At 68.9% G+C, this 17,593-nt stretch carries 18 protein-coding genes and 1 pseudogene; 7 read left to right on the top strand and 12 right to left on the bottom strand.

Translation table 11 applies throughout. The annotated features are described in order from the left end of the window. Positions 1–143: 143 nt before the first annotated feature. The 3 genes from LDL49_RS33265 to LDL49_RS33255 form a co-directional block, all read right to left on the bottom strand. The gene (locus LDL49_RS33265) at positions 144–524 is read right to left on the bottom strand and encodes a DUF5360 family protein (RefSeq protein ID WP_225296965.1); all 381 of its coding nucleotides are present in this window, start codon (positions 522–524) and stop codon (positions 144–146) included. A gap of 7 nt (positions 525–531) precedes the next feature. Continuing rightward, positions 532–1,083 carry a TetR/AcrR family transcriptional regulator gene (locus LDL49_RS33260; RefSeq protein ID WP_225296963.1) on the bottom strand — a complete coding sequence of 184 codons (552 nt, stop codon included), beginning with the start codon at positions 1,081–1,083 and terminating at the stop codon, positions 532–534. A 376-nt stretch (positions 1,084–1,459) separates the two neighbouring features. Further along, positions 1,460–3,016, bottom strand: coding sequence for an extracellular catalytic domain type 1 short-chain-length polyhydroxyalkanoate depolymerase (locus tag LDL49_RS33255; RefSeq protein WP_225296961.1), 1,557 nt, complete (start codon positions 3,014–3,016; stop codon positions 1,460–1,462). A gap of 854 nt (positions 3,017–3,870) precedes the next feature. Between LDL49_RS33255 and LDL49_RS58600 the strand changes: the two genes are divergently transcribed. Further along, positions 3,871–4,107: a cellulose binding domain-containing protein gene (locus tag LDL49_RS58600; RefSeq protein ID WP_308016227.1), complete on the top strand. Its 237-nt coding sequence runs from the start codon at positions 3,871–3,873 to the stop codon at positions 4,105–4,107. 786 nt (positions 4,108–4,893) lie between these two features. Then, positions 4,894–6,333 carry an alpha/beta fold hydrolase gene (locus tag LDL49_RS33245; RefSeq protein ID WP_225296958.1) on the top strand — a complete coding sequence of 480 codons (1,440 nt, stop codon included), beginning with the start codon at positions 4,894–4,896 and terminating at the stop codon, positions 6,331–6,333. 117 nt (positions 6,334–6,450) lie between these two features. On the opposite strand, the gene LDL49_RS33240 is transcribed toward LDL49_RS33245, so the two are convergent. The 5 genes and pseudogenes from LDL49_RS33240 to LDL49_RS33225 all read right to left on the bottom strand — a co-directional run bounded on the left by LDL49_RS33240 (position 6,451) and on the right by LDL49_RS33225 (position 8,678). Then, positions 6,451–6,747 (bottom strand): hypothetical protein, encoded by a 297-nt coding sequence (locus tag LDL49_RS33240; protein WP_225296956.1) that lies wholly within the window; start codon positions 6,745–6,747, stop codon positions 6,451–6,453. Continuing rightward, positions 6,717–6,923: a hypothetical protein gene (locus LDL49_RS59350; protein WP_372470488.1), complete on the bottom strand. Its 207-nt coding sequence runs from the start codon at positions 6,921–6,923 to the stop codon at positions 6,717–6,719. Before LDL49_RS59350 ends, LDL49_RS33240 begins: the two co-directional genes overlap by 31 nt. A gap of 241 nt (positions 6,924–7,164) precedes the next feature. Next, the gene (locus LDL49_RS33235; RefSeq protein ID WP_225297016.1) at positions 7,165–7,374 is read right to left on the bottom strand and encodes a hypothetical protein; all 210 of its coding nucleotides are present in this window, start codon (positions 7,372–7,374) and stop codon (positions 7,165–7,167) included. A gap of 23 nt (positions 7,375–7,397) precedes the next feature. Continuing rightward, a pseudogene (locus tag LDL49_RS59345) lies at positions 7,398–7,631 on the bottom strand (helix-turn-helix domain-containing protein); the annotation flags it as partial. Positions 7,632–7,766: 135 nt separating this feature from the next. Next, on the bottom strand, positions 7,767–8,678 hold the full coding sequence (locus tag LDL49_RS33225) for an SDR family oxidoreductase (RefSeq protein ID WP_225296954.1): 912 nt from the start codon (positions 8,676–8,678) through the stop codon (positions 7,767–7,769). A gap of 304 nt (positions 8,679–8,982) precedes the next feature. On the opposite strand from LDL49_RS33225, the gene LDL49_RS33220 reads away from it, so the two are divergent. Together LDL49_RS33220 and LDL49_RS33215 are read left to right on the top strand one after the other, a co-directional pair. Further along, positions 8,983–9,591: a TetR family transcriptional regulator gene (locus LDL49_RS33220; RefSeq protein WP_225296952.1), complete on the top strand. Its 609-nt coding sequence runs from the start codon at positions 8,983–8,985 to the stop codon at positions 9,589–9,591. 240 nt (positions 9,592–9,831) lie between these two features. After that, a complete protein-coding gene (locus LDL49_RS33215; RefSeq protein WP_225296950.1) occupies positions 9,832–9,978 on the top strand; it encodes a hypothetical protein in 147 nt (48 codons plus the stop codon). A 702-nt stretch (positions 9,979–10,680) separates the two neighbouring features. On the opposite strand, the gene LDL49_RS33210 is transcribed toward LDL49_RS33215, so the two are convergent. Both LDL49_RS33210 and LDL49_RS33205 read right to left on the bottom strand, forming a co-directional pair. After that, a complete protein-coding gene (locus LDL49_RS33210; RefSeq protein ID WP_225296948.1) occupies positions 10,681–11,241 on the bottom strand; it encodes a hypothetical protein in 561 nt (186 codons plus the stop codon). A 62-nt stretch (positions 11,242–11,303) separates the two neighbouring features. After that, positions 11,304–11,846, bottom strand: a complete 543-nt coding sequence (locus LDL49_RS33205; RefSeq protein WP_263655781.1) for an RNA polymerase sigma factor — start codon at positions 11,844–11,846, stop codon at positions 11,304–11,306. Between the two features lie 367 nt (positions 11,847–12,213). Here LDL49_RS33205 and LDL49_RS33200 point away from each other — a divergent pair, with 367 nt between their 5' ends. Genes LDL49_RS33200 through LDL49_RS33190 form a run of 3 tightly spaced genes read left to right on the top strand, consistent with a single transcriptional unit; the run spans position 12,214 to position 14,427 of the window. After that, positions 12,214–12,957, top strand: a complete 744-nt coding sequence (locus LDL49_RS33200) for a TetR family transcriptional regulator (RefSeq protein ID WP_225296946.1) — start codon at positions 12,214–12,216, stop codon at positions 12,955–12,957. Further along, entirely contained in the window at positions 12,954–13,145 is a 192-nt protein-coding gene (locus LDL49_RS33195) for a ferredoxin (RefSeq protein WP_225296944.1), read from the top strand. Before LDL49_RS33200 ends, LDL49_RS33195 begins: the two co-directional genes overlap by 4 nt. A gap of 10 nt (positions 13,146–13,155) precedes the next feature. Next, positions 13,156–14,427 (top strand): cytochrome P450, encoded by a 1,272-nt coding sequence (locus LDL49_RS33190; RefSeq protein WP_225296942.1) that lies wholly within the window; start codon positions 13,156–13,158, stop codon positions 14,425–14,427. Positions 14,428–14,437: 10 nt separating this feature from the next. On the opposite strand, the gene LDL49_RS33185 is transcribed toward LDL49_RS33190, so the two are convergent. Both LDL49_RS33185 and LDL49_RS33180 read right to left on the bottom strand, forming a co-directional pair. Then, complete coding sequence (locus LDL49_RS33185) at positions 14,438–16,051, bottom strand: tannase/feruloyl esterase family alpha/beta hydrolase (RefSeq protein ID WP_225296940.1); 1,614 nt, start codon at positions 16,049–16,051, stop codon at positions 14,438–14,440. After that, entirely contained in the window at positions 16,048–17,577 is a 1,530-nt protein-coding gene (locus LDL49_RS33180; protein ID WP_225296938.1) for a CocE/NonD family hydrolase, read from the bottom strand. The genes LDL49_RS33185 and LDL49_RS33180 overlap by 4 nt, the downstream gene beginning before the upstream one ends. Between the last annotated feature and the right edge of the window lie 16 nt (positions 17,578–17,593).

Raw genomic sequence — 17,593 nt, 5'->3', positions numbered from 1 at the left:
CCGCCCGGCGGCCGGGGACGATCCGGCTGGCCGCGCTCGACCGGCTGGGGGACCTCGGCGCGCACGGGCGCTTCACGGCGGAAAGCCGAGCAGGGTGACGAAGCAGGCCCCGAGCCGTTCCGGTATCGGGCCGTTGCCGTCCCTCATGAGGCGGTGACTTGTGGTCGCGGCTGCGTCAGGCAGACGATCGCGGGGATCGGGAAGAGCATGAGGTAGAGGTTCGGCAGCCACCAGGTCAGGGAGAAGTCGCCGCGCAGGGTCCAGAACGCGATCGCCATCAAGCCGGACGCCATGGTGAGCACGAGCGAGACCAGCATCAGGCCTGGACCCGACCGCGAGCCTCGGCGGAGGAGGTACAGGCTGGCCAGGCCGGTGGCGCTGGCCAGCAGGTCGATCCAGAGAAACGACCAGTTCCAGTCGGCCATCACCGGGTTGGTGTAGTCGGCGAACGCCCATGCGGGCGGGATCGCCCCCAGCCCGGTGACGGTGAAGTAGCCGACGAACGCCAGATCCGTGAATAGCATCAACGCTTTAGTGGCGCGTAGCACGGTCGATCGCCTCCATCAGGTAGCGCCTGGTGTGTTCGTGCAGTGCCGCGTCCGGTTCGCCGAGCCCGAGAAGCCTGGCCGCCCACCAGCCGTCGATGGCCAGCCGTACCGCCGTCGCCGCGGCCGGATCGATGCCGTCGTCGGTCAATCTGGCCTGCCAGGCGGCGAACCGCTCTCTCAGCGGCGCCAGGCCCGCCGGGTCCACGATCACCGCGGCCAGCAGCGCGGCGGTCACCTGGTCGGCCGGCGCGTTGGTCGCGGTGTGGTGTTCGGGGATCGTCGCGTTCAGGTAAGCGCGCAGGAAGTCGCCCGGCTCGGCACCCACCTCGGCCAGCGCTTGGTCGAAGGCGTTGGTCAGGCGGTCGACCATGCCGGCGACCAGCGCCTGCTTGGTGGGGAAGTGGTAGAACAAGCCGCCCTTGGACACGCCTGCCTGCCGGGCCACCGCTTCCAGGGTCAAGGCCTCGGCCCCCTTGGACAGCAGTACCTCGGCTGCGGCGTCGAGCAGCCGCTCTTTCGAACTGGGACGTGGCACGAAGGAAACTATACCGGCCAACCGGTACAGTTTTAAAGGAGAGCGGAGGTGTCGGCTACCTGCGCTTCGCGCCGCGGCCAGGGAAGGGCTTTCTGATACTGCGGAAGGTGCTCCAGCCGCCACTGCCGAGCGCCCGGTCTCGATGGGGTCGGTCTCGATGCGGTGCGCGAGGTGTCAGAGGCGGTGTGCGGCAGGAAGTGCCGGAGAGAAATGCCGGCCTTGTCCCGGGCCGGCGGATCGCGTGCCTCGGCACCGCGCCCGTCGATCAGCCGTGCCCCTGCGCCGCTGCTCGCCGCCGTGGCCTGCACCGGGCTGGACAGTGGCAACGGGCCGAGCGGGTACGGCTCGCGCCGGAGCCGTACCCGTCGCGGGCGGGTCAGGGCGTGGTGCAGGTGTAGCCGGACGGGAGTGCGGCGTCGCCGTTGGGTCGGCCGGCCTGCAAGCCGAAGGTGGTGGTGGCTCCGGGTGCCAGGATGCCGTTGTAGCCGATGCTCTTGGCGGTCATGGTCTGGCCGCTGGTGGTGACGGTGGCGTTCCACGATCCGGTCAGGGTGTGCCCGGCCGGGAGGGTGAAGGTCACGGCCCAGCTGGTGATCGTGCTGGTACTGGTGTTGGTGACGGTCACCGGCTGGATCACGTACCCCGTGGCCCATTGTGTCTGGACCGTGGGCACCGCGGTGCAGGCGCCGGTGGTGGTGCCACCTTCGGTGGTGACCTGGACGGTGTTGGACGGTGCGGAGACGTCCCCGGCCGCGTTGCGGGATCTGACCTGGTAGCGGTAGGTGGTGGCGGCGGTCAGCCCGGTGTCGGTGAACGTCGTCCCGGCGGCGGTGCCGACCTGGGTGAACGTGCCGCCGGTGGCGCCGGGGGCGCGCAGGATGTCATACCCGGCCAGGCCTGAGCCGCCGCTGTCGGTGGAGGCCGTCCACGACAGGTTGGCGCCGGTGGCGCCGACCGCCGAGGCGGTCAGGTTCGCCGGCGCCGTCGGAGGCGTGCTGTCGGTGCCTCGATCGAGGCCGAGGAACGAGATGGCGTAGGCGACCTGACCGGCCATCGGCAGTTGGTGACCGACACCGGCGATGCTGATTCCCTCGATGGTGGCCTGGGTGCCGATGGTGCCGTACCGGGTCCGCGTCCAGCTCGACTGCGGGTGGTCGGTGAAGCCCGGGGTCTGGCCCAACCCGTGCAGATTGGTCCACTGCTTGATCTCTTCCCCGAAGTTGGGATAGGCGAGCGTGGTGTCGGTGGTGCCGTGCCACAGTTGCATCCGCGGATAGCTTCCGGTGTAGCCGGGGAACATGGCGCGGGCCTGGTCGCCCCACTGCTGCGCGGTTTTGATCAGGGTCCCGCCGGAGCACTGGCTGTTCCACAGCGAGCCGTTGGTGGTGGCGAAACACCCGGCCGGTACGCCGGAGAACGCCGAGCCGGCGGCGAACACATCGGGGTATTGGGCGGCCAGGACGTTGGTCATCATCGCGCCGGAGGAGTAGCCGCTGACTACGATTCGCCCGGGGTCGACGTTGTAACGCTGGCGGGCGTACGCGACCATCGACATGATTCCGGTCGAGTCGCCGCCCCCGTTGCGCCGCAGCGCGGCCGCCGTGGACACATCGAAACACTTCTCGGAGCGGGTGGCTTCGGGCAGCACCATGATGTATCCGTACCGGTCGGCCGCGGTGACGAAGTCGTGCCCGTTGCCGTTGAAGATCCCGCCGGCCGTACCGCCGCAGTAGTGGACCAGGACCAGCAGGGCCGGCCGTGCCGCGACCTTGTCCGGCACGTAGATGAACATGTTGAGGTTCGTGGGATTGGTGCCGAAGTTGGTCACCTGGGTCAGCGAGGCCGCGTTGGCGGGCCCGTTCACTGAGAGTAAGCCTGCGGCGACCAGCGAGAGGGCGATCGCCGCCAGGATGGCTCTGAGCCTTCGTTTCATATGATGTCCTTTCGAGCGCGGTCGCGAGTGCTTGTCGTCGCCCGGGCTTTGGCCGGTCAGGTGGCGGTGCAGGCGAGCGTCGGAGTGGTGGCGGTGCCACCGGCGGCGGGCAGAGGTGACGGCAGCGGATGGCGATTGCGCGCCCGCGTAGGCGTTCGCGGCGCTGAGAATATGAACGCCACTGTTATGGACATCCGCAGAAAGCCTCGAATCTGCGAGAAACCGACGGACTGTGTGTTCATCACCGTTGGAGCGGAGGCCGAGGGCCCGCCCGGAGTCCAGTGTGGAAAGCGCTCCGAAAGGTGTCAATAGCGATTGGAAATATTTCGATTCTCCCCCGGTATTCATCCTGTCCTTTCCAAGGCCATATAGGGAGCGGACCTCGGAGGTCACAGGGGCCGGCCCAGCCCGAAAGTTTCGAGCTCTCCTCATAGGCGATCGGCGTGAAATTTTCATCCTCCGTCCAGAGGTGGGCCGCGTTCCACGACCAGGTGAGAGCGTCGGAACGGCGAACCGAGAATTGGGCCGACGGTGAAGTGCATTGACGCATCCGCACATGTCAGGGTTCACTCCGCGTGCACGCGAAACCGCACGCGAATGGGAGCCGACCTTCGGAGACCACGGCCATTGTTAACGCTCACATAATTCGGGCCGTGTCGTGAACTTCATCCTGATCTCGTTGAGCGCATCGGCACGCATTGGTCGCTGAGAAGGGAACGGAGACCGGTTCCCGGCAGCTTGGAGGGAACCCCCACCCGACCCCCACGCCATCTCCGACGCCTCCGGGGCAGGCCGGCGCCTGCACCGCGACCTACCGGACGGTCAGCACCTGGAGCGGCGGCTTCCAGGCGGAGGTGACCGTACGCAACAACGGGTCGACGCCGCTGAACGGGTGGACGGTGCGCATGACCCTGGCTGCCGGGCAGGCTGTCGGCAACCTGTGGGACGGCGTCGCCACTGGCACCAGCGGCGACGTGCGTAACGCCTCCTACAACGGCGTCCTCACGGCCGGCGGCACCACGACGTTCGGATACGTCGCCGGAGGCGACAGCGCCACCGCGCCCGCCGGGGTCGGCTGCTCCAGCCCCTGACTTCGAGGAAACCGGTAGCGGTCGCCTGGCAGCAGGGGGTATCACTCCAGGTGTGGAAATGACCACCAAACCGGATGGTCAGCCACGAGCCCGACCGCGGCTGCTTCGCTGGTCAACAGGGCCGCCGAGCTCGGCACCAGAAGTAGGCCCCGGGTATAGCTGCCCCAGGACGGGTGCGGCGAAGGTGCTGCGGAGTGATCGTGACGTCGGTGATGCGGCTGGCGATCGCCAGGGCGGCCGGGATGGGGTTGTCCATGTGGTCGCCGGCGGCCGGATCGCGTAGTTGTGCCGCTGCACTGTCACTGCCTTTTGCGTCATCGAAGTTGGCAGTAGCCAGCCGAAGATCACCCGTAGGGAGAACATGGCGGCCCTCGAAGGGGGCCTGATGCCCCGGCTGTGCAAGCCGGAGCATCGCGACGTCAGCGGCCGGTCGGCAACTCGAGGCAAGGGTGAGACGGAAGTGGTGCAATCGCACGCCGCCGTCCTCCCGGGGCGGATCGTCCATCTCCCAGCGGCTCCACTGGGCCGTCACCGGCGGCATCCCGGCCTACGTCGTGCGGCTGCTCATCGACCTGCTCATGAGCATTGATCGGCGACCATCCTCACAGAAACGGTCAGGAAACAACGGCTGCGCTATTACTGGCCCGCATGACGTACCGAACTTCACTGACGGCACTGGCCTTGGCGTTGGCGGGGTTGGTGGCGCATCCTTCCGCAGCGGGTGCCACCGCTACCGCCGGCACGAGCGCCACCGCGAATCCCAGCTCGAGCTCCGGCGTGTCTTCCGTGCAGTGGAAATCCTGCCCGGCCTACGCCGATGAGGTGATCCGCGGCCTGGGCGTGTCGGAGGACAAGGTTGCGGCCTTCCGCTCCTTGATGAAACGCCTGGAGTGCGGGACGGTCAGCGTCCCGCTGAACCACCGTGACCCCGACGGGCGGAAGATCGACATCGCGGTGACCCGGCTGGCCGCCACCGACAAGGCCCACCGGCTCGGCGCCATCGCCGTCCTGCCGGGCGGGCCGGGTAACAGCGGATACCTGGACCCGGTCCTGCGGGCCGCGCTCAGGAACGAGGAGATGGCGGGGCTCAACGAGCGATACGACATCATCGGCTTCGACCCGCGCGGGGTCGGCTACAGCACCAAGGTCGCCTGCCGCCTCTCGCCAGGAGGCCCGCAGGAGCCCGGCACGCTGACCAAGGAGGCGGCCAGGAAGATCTACGACGCCCAGGTCGCCGCCAACCAGAAGTGCGCAAACTCCGACCCCGCCTTCCTCGGACAGCTCACTACCGAGAACGTGGCCAAGGACGTGGACCTGGTACGGACCGCGCTGGGTGAGAGCAAGCTCAACCTGCTCGGCTTCTCCTGGGGCACCTATCTGGGCATGGTGTACCGCAGCCTGTTCCCCGGGCGCACCGAAAGGGCCTTCCTGGACAGCGTGGCGCCGCCGTGGACGCGCATTGACCAGCACGCCAAGGACGGCGCGGAGGCGGCCGAGCGTGACTTCGGGCGCATGGCCGCATGGCTGGCCGGCCGCGACGGGACCTACGGTCTCGGTGCCACCGCACGGAAGGTGCGCGAGGAGGTGGCGGAGCTGGTCCGAACGTACGACAAGAGCCCGAAGACCTACACCGACCTGCCGCGGCCCATCGACGGCTCGGCCGTCGCCGACCTGGCCAGGCGCAACTCAACCGAGTGGGTGCGCGCGGGCAAGGCGCTGGCCGAACTGCGGACGGCGACGGGCGCCACCGCCCCGCCCACCGTCAAGGAGGTGCTCGGCGCACCGATGATGGGGACGCCCGTTCCCGGCGCGCCCGAAACACTGAATATGACCATGAACCTGGCCGTCGCGTGCAACGAGGACAGCAGCCGGGCCGATTTCGACACCGCCTGGCGTACCTACCAGCGGCTCGTGAAGCGCCATCCGGCAACCGGCCGGTCCTGGGGACTGCCCGTCATGTGTCCCGACTGGCCGCTGCCGGTGCAGCAGGCCACGATGAAGCGGAGCAGCGGGTCACTGGTGCTGGCGGGGCACCTGCACGAGTTCATGTCCGTCTACGACTGGACGTTGCAGACGCGGCGCGCCATCGGCGGCACCGTCTATACGGTCGCCGACGACGTGCACGTGTCGACCACCCGGGTGCTCGAGTGCGCCGCCGACGTGGTGCGGTACTTCGAGACCGGCAAGATCGACAGCGGCTGCCAGGGCAGCCCTGTCCCGAACTGACCACCGGCTTCCGGCCCGGCGCCCCGCCAGGGGTCGCCGGGCCCGATGTTTCGGCGGCGACCCTGGGGTCCACGGCCTCCCGGGCCGAACCTCCTGCCGTACACCGCCCAGGCGACGTCATCGAAGTTGGCAGTACCCGGTCGAATCTCGGAGCTCGCGCTCTTGGGCGGCGGCTTCCTGCCGCCCGGTGCGATCGGCGGCGGCCCAGCGTTCGAGGACGTCGATCGTGAGAAGCCATTGAGCGATCGTGAGCTTGGGTTTCACGATTTCGTCCGGCGGCGGCCACGAACCGGAGCCCGGAACGCCCGGTGTCCAGTGGGCGATCTGATCCCAACCGGCCCTTCGGATGCTGCGCGCGAGGTCGGCCCGTCCGTGATTGCCGTTCACCGTCTCGACGCCGGCGTCATTGTCCATGGATGCGTCGATGAGCCCCCACCGGCGGAGAGGCAGGCGAGTGCCAGGGCCGGGATGGAGTTGTCGATGCTGTCAGCGGCGGCCAGGTCGATGCCCTGCTCACGGAGATGCTGATTGAGCCGGTCGGGATCCGGGCCTTGCCTGCTGATGGGAAACGCCGGGTTGATGTCGGGGATGAGCCGGCCCTCCGGCGCCAGGAGAGGTCTTCTGGGGAGCCGGACGCCTCAGATCGGTGCTGGAACGCGAGTCCGAAGTTGGAGATGGGTCTGGCGCGTTCAACGCGCCTGGGGAACCGTACCGATATCCCAGCCCCCATGTGTGTCCGGTTAGTGTCGGATGTCCGAGCGCCAGTGCAAGCACATACCCCGGCCCCCTTCTGGCCGCTGTTGACGAAATCCCCGCAGGCGTCTGAAGAAGTTAGTCCGGGACGCGTGGCAGCCCGTGATCGACGATTCCGAACGGAAGCACGAGGTGTCCCCCGGGGACGGGCGTTCGCTCGGCGCTAAGGATCAGGTCGAGGATCGCCGTCTGTTCGGCGGCCAGTTCAGGGCACGACCAGCGCGACAGCGGGATGCCGGTCTCGGCCGGTAACTGGCAGGCCAGGGCCTTGGTCTCGGCGACCTGCATCGGGGTGAACCGGGCTGGCGCCCGGAGCGTCTGGCGTCGGCCAAGGCCGGCAGGCCGCCATGGGAGAGCCGGTTTCGCCACCGACGTACCGTGTCCAGGTGCAGGCCCGTCTCCCGGGCGATCCGGGCATTGCAGTGGCCCCGCGCTGCGTGCAGCACCACCTGCGCCCGGAGTCGGCCAAGTCCCTCCCGCGCCCAGAAGCTGACCGCCCGTGTCCGCGCCTCCTGGCCCAACTCGCGGGTCTGGACGTCCGTCACCGCGGCCGTTCGCCTATGTCGACGGCGAACTGGCTGACGGACAGAGCGTCGGTTCCGGCCAGGGACTGCGGCCTCTGCACGACCCGGACGCCCCCGAGGACACAGACGACCGGAGTTCGGATGGGTGTGAGGGGGTCAGGAGGCCGGCGTGGCCAAGTAGTCGCCGTGCTCCAGGTCATCGAGAAGTGTCGGATGGGCGGGAGACCAGCCGAGCAGCTCCTGTGTGTGAGCACTGGAGACGGGCCCGTCGAAGCTGTAGACCCTGGCCATGAACGGGCTGACGTAGTGCCCGGCGGCCTCGTCGGGGGTCAGCGAGATCGCTGGCAGGTCCAGGCCCCGGGCGATGGTCTGCGCGATGCTCTTCATGGTGACGCCGGTTTCGGCCGCTCCGTGCAGCACACTGCCCGCAGGAGCCTTCTCCAGTGCCAGGCGGAACAGGACCGCGGCGTCGAGCCGGTGCACCGCGGGCCACCGGTTGGTGCCGTCGCCGACGTAGGCCGAGACGCCCGTCTTTCGCGCGGTGGAGATGAGCATGGAGATGAAGCCGTGATCTTCCGGGCCGTGGACGGTGGGAGCGAGGCGGACCACGCTCGCGCGCACTCCCCGGGCGGCGAAGCCCAGACAGGCTCGCTCGCCCGCGATGCGGAAGGCGGCGATCCCGGCCGCGTCGGGCTCGTCCTTCTCGGTGGTCTCCCGGCCGGCGGGCATGAGCAGAGTGCCCGAGGTGATGACGAGCGGCTTGCCCGAGTGTTCCAACGGCTGGCCGAGGGCCTCGATCGCGGTCCGGTCGCGCCTCATCATGTCGTCGAGGTCGGAGAAGTCCCCGCCGTAAGCCATGTGCAGGACGCCGTCGGCGGCTTCGGCGCCACGGCGCAGGCTGTCATGGTCGTCCAGGGAGCCGCGGTGTGGTGTGGCGCCCACCGACTCCAGCCGGGCGGCGGCGGCATCCGAGCGCGCCAGTCCAGTGACGGTGTGGCCGGCTGCGACGAGCTCGGCGACGACGGCGGGGCCGGTCTGGCCAGAACCACCAGTGACAAAGATGTGCATGAAACGCTCTCTGTGTGGGTGTGTGCAGCGGGGGGCCGCTGAACGGGTCCGGTGCAGGTGAGGCGGGAATGGCCTGCCTTCGAGGGCAGCAGCGCAGCGACGTGTCGCATGCACGTCCTGTCAGGCCCGTCGAGGCGGCACGGAAACCTTGACCGCCTCGACGGCGTTCGGACTGAAAGGTCGGGTCGCTGCCATCAGCGATGAAAACCTCCCATTTGACGCCAGTTACTGGCACTAAGTAGAGCCAGTGGCTGACGTTACTTAGTGCCAGTCACTGGCGTCAAGCAGTGTCAGTCACTGACGTATGCGGTATCTTCGAGGGGTGCCACGAAGTGGAATAGAAGCGCGCCGCCGCCTTCAGCAGGCGGCTCTGGAGCTGTACCGGGAGCGCGGGTTCGATCAGACCACCACAGCTGAGATCGCCGCCCGGGCCGGCGTCAACGAGCGCACGTTCTTCCGGCACTTCCCGGACAAGCGCGAGGTGCTCTTCGGCGGTGAAGCCGAGCTGCGCGCCGCGCTGATGCAGGAGGTCGCCGATGCCCCCGACGGCCTGCAACCATTCGGCATTCTGCTGTACGCCTTCCGGAAAGCCGGACGGATCCTTGAAGACAACCGCCCGTTCTCCGAGCCACGCCTAGCGGTCATCGCCAAGACGCCAGCCCTGCGAGAACGTGACTTGGCCAAGGCCGCAGCCCTCACCGAAGCTCTAGCGGAAGCGCTACGTCAGCGCGATGTCCCCGACCGGCTGGCCAGCCTGGCCGCACAAACCGGCTGGGCCACCTTCCACCACGCCGCCCAAGCCTGGATCGACGACCCCTCACAGAGCTTGGACGCACATCTCCTCCAAGCCTTCGACGATCTGCACGCCCTGTCCGCGACCGTCCCCCCGGAGCAGGCGCGGCCTGAAAACTGATACCGCTCCGCCCGCGACCGCCTATCGTCGCGAGCAAGCGGGCTCCAAGACCTCGACGAAAGTGGGAGCCGAACCCACCAGCGCCTGGGGCTTCGCCCTCTTCCTCGCCAGCAGCGACAGGTACGAAAACACCATCCTGCCCACGGGCGGCTTCGCCGGCGGCACCGAGGAAGCCTCGCCAGCGGGCGGGACCAGGGTCGGCTCCGGAGGCTCCTCCTGCTCACCGAACCGGGCGCGAGCTTGATCACCTTTGATGGCGCGCGCGTCCTCGCGAGGCCGCAGCAACTCGCGGCGGGTGCGCGCGGTCGCCGACTCTGGCGCGTCCATCCGGCGCTGCAGATCCACCAGCGCCTCGGCGATCTCCCGCAGCCCGCCATCGAGGAGTAGCTTGCGGCCTCTTCGACCATCCGCGAGGTGAACGGGATCGCCGGATCCGGCAGGTGTGTCCAGAACAGCACGTGCCAGGCGCCTTCAAGGAAGATGAACATCCTGCTGGGGTCGCCCGGGTTGTAGCGGATCGGCCACTTCCTGCCCTTGCCCGGGACTGGTGAGATCGCCCGCCGGTAATTGCTCAAGAGCGGATCGTCATAGATCAGATAGTCGCGCTGCACCCCTTCCATGTCCGCTTCCAGTTGCCGTGACGGACTGTCGTCTTCAAGGCCGCTCAGACAGCGACTGTCTGGACGCAGCGAAGTTGGCAGTGAGAGCTGCTCCCCACCTGGGCACTGCCAATGTGCAGCCACTCGAAATACCGGTGGTTGCGCCATCGGAGTTGGCAGTATCAACCCGAAGATCAACTGTCGTGAACGTGTTCACCGACCTGGAGCACGTGGTGCCTCGGGCAAGTTCTGATCTTCGAGGTCCCGGGCGTGTGCAGGTGGTGAGCCTTGCCCACTTCTCAGGTTTGCTCAGGTGCGGTAGTGATCCGCACGGGTCAGCCGGCCCGATCTCTGCTCACAAGCCACGCCTGGACGTCAGTGCCGCCACCGCCGCCCGACCACCAGGTCGTGATCATGCTGCGGCGGTGGCGTCAATCTCTCACCTCGATGCCGGGCGCGCCACGCGAAAAGCCACGGAAGGGAACGTGCGCTATGGCTTCTCCGGGACCGGGGCGGTCCCGGGATCGCCGAGCGGCGCGTTGCCGTCGACGAGTTCGCACGGCGCTACGGGGCCGTCGGAGACCCGCGCCCAGATCGCCGCCACGACGTCACCCGGCTTGGGGTTGTCGTTCACACCGAACTCCAGCACGCCGGTCTGCCCCGGCTTGATCTGGGCCGGGTCGATCTGAAAGCCGCTCACATCGTCGGGGGGCGGGAAGACGGCAAGGGGAGCCTGTTCCTTCGACAGCCAGTGCGGGCTGCGCGGCCGGGTGGCGCACTTCTTGCCCGCCGGCAGGTAGTCGACGATGATGTCGTAGCCCATCTTCTGCAGGTCGGCTTGGAGTGCCTTGGGGTCCTTGGCCTCGTTGATGGTGATGGTCACGGTGCCGTCGGCGTTCTTGGTCACGGCGTATGCGGGGGTGCCGCCAAAGACCAGCGGGAGGGCCACCGCGGCTGCGGCGGCCAGGCCCAGGGCGGGTGCCAGTAGCGCAGGGCGCAGCAGTCTGCGACGCTGCATATCCGGGGTGGGCTCGTCCTGGATCGCGGTCATTACGAACTCCTTGAGTAGTTGCCGACGGCCCTCAGGAAAGTCCCGTTTTTCGGGGAAAATGTTCATGAGTGCTCCTTGGCGGACCGGACCGCGGTGCCGCGGTCGCTCTTACCTGTCGCCGGGGTCATGGCGAGTTCCAGCTTTTTGCGGGCCCGGGATAGCCGGGACCGCACGGTGCCGATCGGGATGCCGAGCGCCTCGGCCGCCTCGGCGTAGTCGAGCCCGGCCCCGGCGCACAGCAGCAGCACGTCCCGCTCGTGCCTGCGCAACCGCCCGATCGCCCTGCGCACATCCTCCAGTCGCTGCGCGTCGGCGATCCGCCCGACCACCTCGTCGGCGAAATCCGGGACGGGATCGGCGCGGGGCATCTTGGCGAGGGCGTTTCGGTGCAGCCGTGTGGCTCGGTGCAGGTTGCGGCCCACGTTGGTGGCCACTCCCAGCAGCCATGGGCGCAGCGAGCCGCCGTCCGGGTCGAGCCGTTCCCGTAATCGCCACACCTCCATGAACGTCAGCGACACCACGTCCTCGGCTGTCGACCAGTCGCCGACCACCCAATAGGCGTGGTTGTAGACGCTCGTGGCGTACTGGTCGAAAAGCTCGCCCAAGGCCTGTTGATCGCCGTCCCGTAGGCGGGCACGCATCTTCACATCCACACGGACTACTGTCGCGGGGACGCGGGCGAGTTCCCTGTCAGCCCAAACTCGCCAGGAGAACCAAAGCTCGCCAGGAGAAAACGCACCGGCTCGCCGCACGCCGGGTGCCACCACCAACGCCGGCCGCCGGTGATAGACCGCCACCATCCCCGAGCCGAATCTCCTGCCGTACGCGCCCCTACTGCCAACCCCGATGGCCCACTGCCATGTCCGCTTCCAGTTGCCGTGACGGACTGCCGTCTTCAAGGCCGTTCAGACAGCGACAAAACTGTGTGAAGCGGCTCTTGACGAATCAAATGAACAGTCTTTTAATTTGATCATGGGGCGTATCGCAGGCGTCACCGCGGCCGAGACGCGTGAACGCTTGCTGCGAGCGGCCGCCGAGGTCTTCGCCGAGCGTGGGTACGAAGGTACGCGCGTGGCGGACATCGCCGCGGCCGCCGGGGTGAGCAACGGCGCGCTGTACGCGCACTTCGGCTCCAAGGCCCAGCTGCTCGTGGCCGCGCTGCGCGCACACGGGCCGCGGTTGCTGGCCGATCTTCTGGCCGCCGATCCGAACCGGTCGATCGCGGAGCTGCTCGTCGTGGTCGGTCGCCGGCTGCCGTACAAGCGTGATGCCGGCGGCCATCTCATCGTCGAGGCCCTGGTCGCGGCCCGTCGTGATGAGGAGGTCGCGCAGCCGATGCGCGACTACATCGGCGAACGCGCCGACTGGCTGGCGGGGCTCGCCGACGTCGCCGAGAGTGCCGGCGAGCTCGACCCCGCGCTGTCGGGGAACGCGCTCGCTCACTTCTGCCTCGCGCTCGCGATGGGCAGCGCGCTCATCACCCCTGACCTGCACGCGGTGGACGACGAGGAGTGGACCGCGTTGCTCACCCGCGTCGTCGCCGCCCTGGCCCCCATTGACACCACAGCACAGACCATTGACACCACAGCACAGACCATTGACACCACAGCACAGACCATTGACACCACAGCACAGACCATCGGCACCACCGCACAAGCCGTCGGCACCACGGCACAGGCCATCGAGACCACGGCTCAGAGGGGAGCACCACAGTGAAAGTGCGGATCGACTCCGAGCGCTGTCAGGGGCATGGTCGCTGCTACGACCTCGCCCCCGACCTGTTCGGCGAGGACGACGAGGGCTACGGGCAGGTGATCGGCGAGGGGATCGTGCCCCCGGACGACGAGCGCGCGGCGCGCCTGGCGGTGTCCAACTGTCCCGAACGAGCGATCGAGATCCTCTAGGAGCATAGACATGACCGTGGACGACCGCTTCAACCAGGATTACCGGGAAGCTCTGGAAGAGCCGCCCCTGGGTTCCCGTAACGAGGTCATCACCGGCCCCGTCTCGGACTGGGCGACCGATTTCTCCCACGCCGAGCCGGAGTGGGCGGCCGACCCGTACCCCATCCAGGACGAGCTGCGGCAGCGCTGCCCGATCGCGCACACCGAGCGGTTCGGCGGCGGGTGGCTGCCGACCCGCTACGAGGACGTCGCGGCCATCGCCTACGACACCGAGCATTTCTCGTCCCGGGCGATCATCATGAGCAACTTCAGGCCGCCCGTCGAGCTGGCCCCGGTGGGCACCGCGCCGCCGATCTCCTCCGACCCGCCCTTCCACCACCACGCGCGCAAGCTGCTGCTGCCGGCGTTCACCAAGTCCGCGGTGGCCAAGCGGGAGGCGGGGACCAGGGCGTACTGCCACGCGCTCATCGACGCGATGGCGGGGCAGGACGTCGTCGACGCCGCCGCCGACTACGCCCAGCACATCCCGATGCGGGTCATCGCCGAGATGCTCGGCTTTCCGCCCGAGGACGGGCCGCAGTTCCGGGAGTTCGTCGAGAACGCCCTCGAAGGCATCAACCTGCCGCCGGAGGAACGGTTCGCCCGTTCGCAGCAGCTGTTCGACTACCTGCTCGTGCAGATCCGCGAACACGTCGAGCACCCGCGCGACGACCTCACCAGCTACCTGATCGACGCCGAGCTCGACGGCAACAAGCTCGACCCGTCCCACGTGGCGGGCACGATGGCGCTGCTGCTCATCGCCGGTATCGACACGACCTGGAGCGCGATCGGCGCGTCGCTGTGGCACCTGGCGAAGACCCCCGCCGACCGTGAGCGCCTGGTCGCCGAGCCGGCGCTGCTGCCGACCGCGATGGAGGAGTTCCTGCGGGCGTACGCGCCGGTCACGATGGCCCGGCTGGTCAAGCAGGACATGCACTGGCGTGGCGGCGACATGAAGGCCGACGACTGGGTTCTGCTGTCGTTCCCGGCGGCCAACCGCGATCCGGCGCAGTTCGACCGGGCGGGCGAGGTCGTCATCGACCGTGAGGTCAACCGGCACGTCGCGTTCGGCCTGGGCATTCACCGCTGTGTGGGGTCGCACCTGGCGCGCATGGAGCTGCGGGTCGCGCTCGAGGTGTGGCTGGAGCGGTTCCCGGACTTCAGCCTGGCCGACCCGGCCGCCGTGACCTGGGCGGCGGGCCAGGTCCGCGGGCCGCGGACCCTCCCGATCCGTATCGGCTGACCTCCGTCCGCTACGGCTGACACGTGAAGGGTCTGAGGGGACGGGTCATCGCGACGCCGTCCGCCGGGTTGTCGTGTACGTACTTCGTCGCGACGATCTCGGCGGGCGCCGCTCCGCGCTCGACCCAGTTCACGATCGGGGTCAGCTTGTCGAAGACGTTCGGGCCGGGGCCGCCGCCGCAGTGGGCCATGCCGGGGACCATGAACAGCCGGGCGAACTCCCGCGTCCGCGCGACCGCCGCGCTGCCCGGCTGACGCTCGCCGGAGGTGGCGCGAACCACCTGGCGGAAGTAGTCGATGGTGTCGTGGGCGGAGACGACCGGGTCGGCCCAGCCCGTGTACATGATGAGCTTGCCGCCACTGCGCCGGAACGGCCTCAGGTCCGGGTCGGTGGCGTTGATGATCGGGCCGAGCTTCTTCTGGGCCAGGCGCAGGTCGCGGTGGAAGTCGAAGGTCCACCAGTTCCAGTTCGGATCGTTGAAGACCCAGTAGCGCCAGAAGTTCGCCCGCGCCGGCTCGGTGGTGCCCCAGTACGCGCTCCAGCCCACCCGCACGGTGCCCGCCGCGTCCACCACGGGTGCTTCGCTGCCCACCGGCCAGCCGGGGTAGATCTGCTCGCCGGTACGCGGGTCGCGGGCGCCCGCGTACATCTCCCGCAACGCCTGTACCTGGCGCTTGGTCAGACAGGTGGGGGCGTCGCCGGCGGGACAGCGGAGCGAGGCGGGATCGAAGGAGCAGCGTCGCGGATCGGTGAGGAAGTCGTCGGTCGCCAGGCCGCCGTCTCCGCCCCGGCACCGCTTGACGGCCGCGCTCGTCAGCAGCGGCAGCTTGGCCGCCGGGACGATCGGGTCAGAGGTGCTTCCAGGGGTGTGATTGCGGAGGAACTGCCAGAGGAAGCCGGCGTTGAGCGCGACGCGGTTGTTCCCCGGGGCGCCGGCCACGATGCCGTCGAAGTCGTCCGGGTAGCGCTGGGCCTCCATCAGCGCCTGGTGGCCGCCGGTGGAGCAGCCGATGAAATAGGAGTAGCGCGGCTTGGCGCCGGTGTACGCCTCGACGATCGGCTTGGCGTTGACGATCGTCTCGTGGACCGCGCGGTGGCCCCAGTCGACGATGATCTCCGGATTGGCGGCGCCCTGGCGGAACACGTCAGGGTCGTCACCGGTGTGCCCGGTGTCGGTGCCGACGGTGGCGTACCCGGCCGACAGCGCGAGGCCGCCCATGGACGGGAAGTCGATGGCCGAGCTGTATCCGCCGTTGCCGAACATCAGCAGGCGCTGGTTCCACCCCTGCTGAGGGATCCACACCTCGAAGCCGATGCTGGAGTTCGGCACCGGCTTGGCGACGCCGTGGACGCGGCAGAAGGCGGGCACGGACGGCAGGACCCGGCCGTCGGGGGAGGTGTATCTGCCCGCCGGTACCGATTCGGCGAGGGTGACGGTCGCGTCGGGCAGCGTCATGGCGGTCAGGCCCTCGCACGTCCCGCTCTCGGCCGCCGTCACAGACGCGGCGGATGGCCGCGCGTTCAGGGGGATCGCCATCGACAGTACGGCGGCGATCGCGGCCACGAGCCTCCCGAGGTGGGGCAGGCGGGCGTTCTTCCCAGCGGGCGTCCTGAGCCGGGTCATCGGACGTCCTTCCCCGTGAGCGTGCCGAGCCGGATTTCGGTGCCGCCGGATCCCACGCGCAGCTGGACCCGGCCCGCCGGGGCGTCGGAGTCGATCTCGGGATGGTCGTCGCTGGACACGGTCACCCGGAGGCTGTGACCGGCGCTCAGCCGGTAGTGGGTCGGCCAGGTGCGGATCTCCAGGTCGTAGGTCTTGCCCGGCCGGACGGGGACGGCGCGTTCGTGACCGAACCGGTGGCTCGCCTTCAGCCAGCCCTGGGTGATGCGGCCGGCCGTACCGTCGGGGGCGACGTCCTCGACCACGACCGCGATGTTGCCGTCGGTGGCGCTGAATGCGGCGCGTACCTTCGCGATGACGTCGCCGCCCAGGACGGTGTCCTGCTGGTAGGGCCGCGTCTGGAAGGTGAGCCGCTCGTCCGGGGTCGCGGGGGTCGTCTCGGTGTTGACGGTGAAGGCGAGGGTGGCCGGCTTGCTCCATCCTGTCGTCAGCGTGCCGTCGGCGCCCAGGCCGAGCCGGGTCTGCCGGGTCCTGGCAGGGGGCCAGGTCGCGAACTGCTGCCAGCCGGTGCTCGGAACCTGGTAGGAGGTCACCTTGGCGGCGGGCAGCGGCGCGTCGGTGCGGCCGGCGAGCCAGTGGTCCCACCAGGCGAGGTAGGCGCCGTTGCCGATGTCGGCGGGCTGGCCCGACGGCCAGCCGTGCTGCCAGGGGCCGGCGACCAGCCAGACGTTCTTCGGGCGGGCCTGGAAGTTCGCCACCATGGCGGCCCGGTATCTGTCGTACCATCCGGCGATCTCCAGGACCGGGACGTCCAGGTTCTTCCAGCGGGCCTTGACGCTGCGCTCTCGCCAGTAGTCGTCGTAGAGCGGGTGCTCGGCGTAGGTCACCAGGGTGTCGGGCGCGACGGCGCGCTGCCAGTCCCGGATCCTGGCCGAGTAGATGCCGCCGCGATAGATGGTGTTCTCGTACCAGTCGCTGATTCCGTCGACGGGGATGATCGCGGCCAGGTGGGGCGGCTTGTTCACCGCGACCAGGAGGGAGGTGTGGCCGCCGTAGCTGACACCGGTCTGCCCGATCTTGCCGGTGGACCAGGGCTGGGCCGCCAGCCACTCGATGAGGTCGTAGTTGTCGCGTTGCTCCTGCGCGCTGAACGGGTCGAGGCGCCCAGGTGAGGCGCCCGTGCCGCGGACGTTGCACACGGCGGCGGTGTAGCCGCGGGTGACGAAGAAGGCCGCCGCCTGGCCCTGTGGCTGCAGCTGGTCGTAGGCGTTGTAGTCGTAGACGATGCCGGGGAAGCGGCCGTCGGCGGGCCTGCCGTCGGGGCCGGCGGGCCGGTGCAGGTCGCAGGCCAGGTGGCTGCCGTCGCGCAGGGGCACCGAGACCCGCTCGGTGTGCACGCCGTACGAGGCGGGCCGGTCGTAGGAGAAGAAGCGATCCGAGGGCAGCACAGTGTCAGCGTGCGCGGGGGTGGGCGCTGCCACGAGGGCGGACAGGGCGGACAGCGCGGCGGCGATTCTGCCGTACTTCATGAGGGGGGTGCTCCTC

The sequence above is a fragment of the Nonomuraea aurantiaca genome, assembly GCF_020215705.1.
Classification (GTDB): domain Bacteria; phylum Actinomycetota; class Actinomycetes; order Streptosporangiales; family Streptosporangiaceae; genus Nonomuraea; species Nonomuraea aurantiaca.
This window is presented reverse-complemented; position numbering and strand designations above follow the sequence as displayed.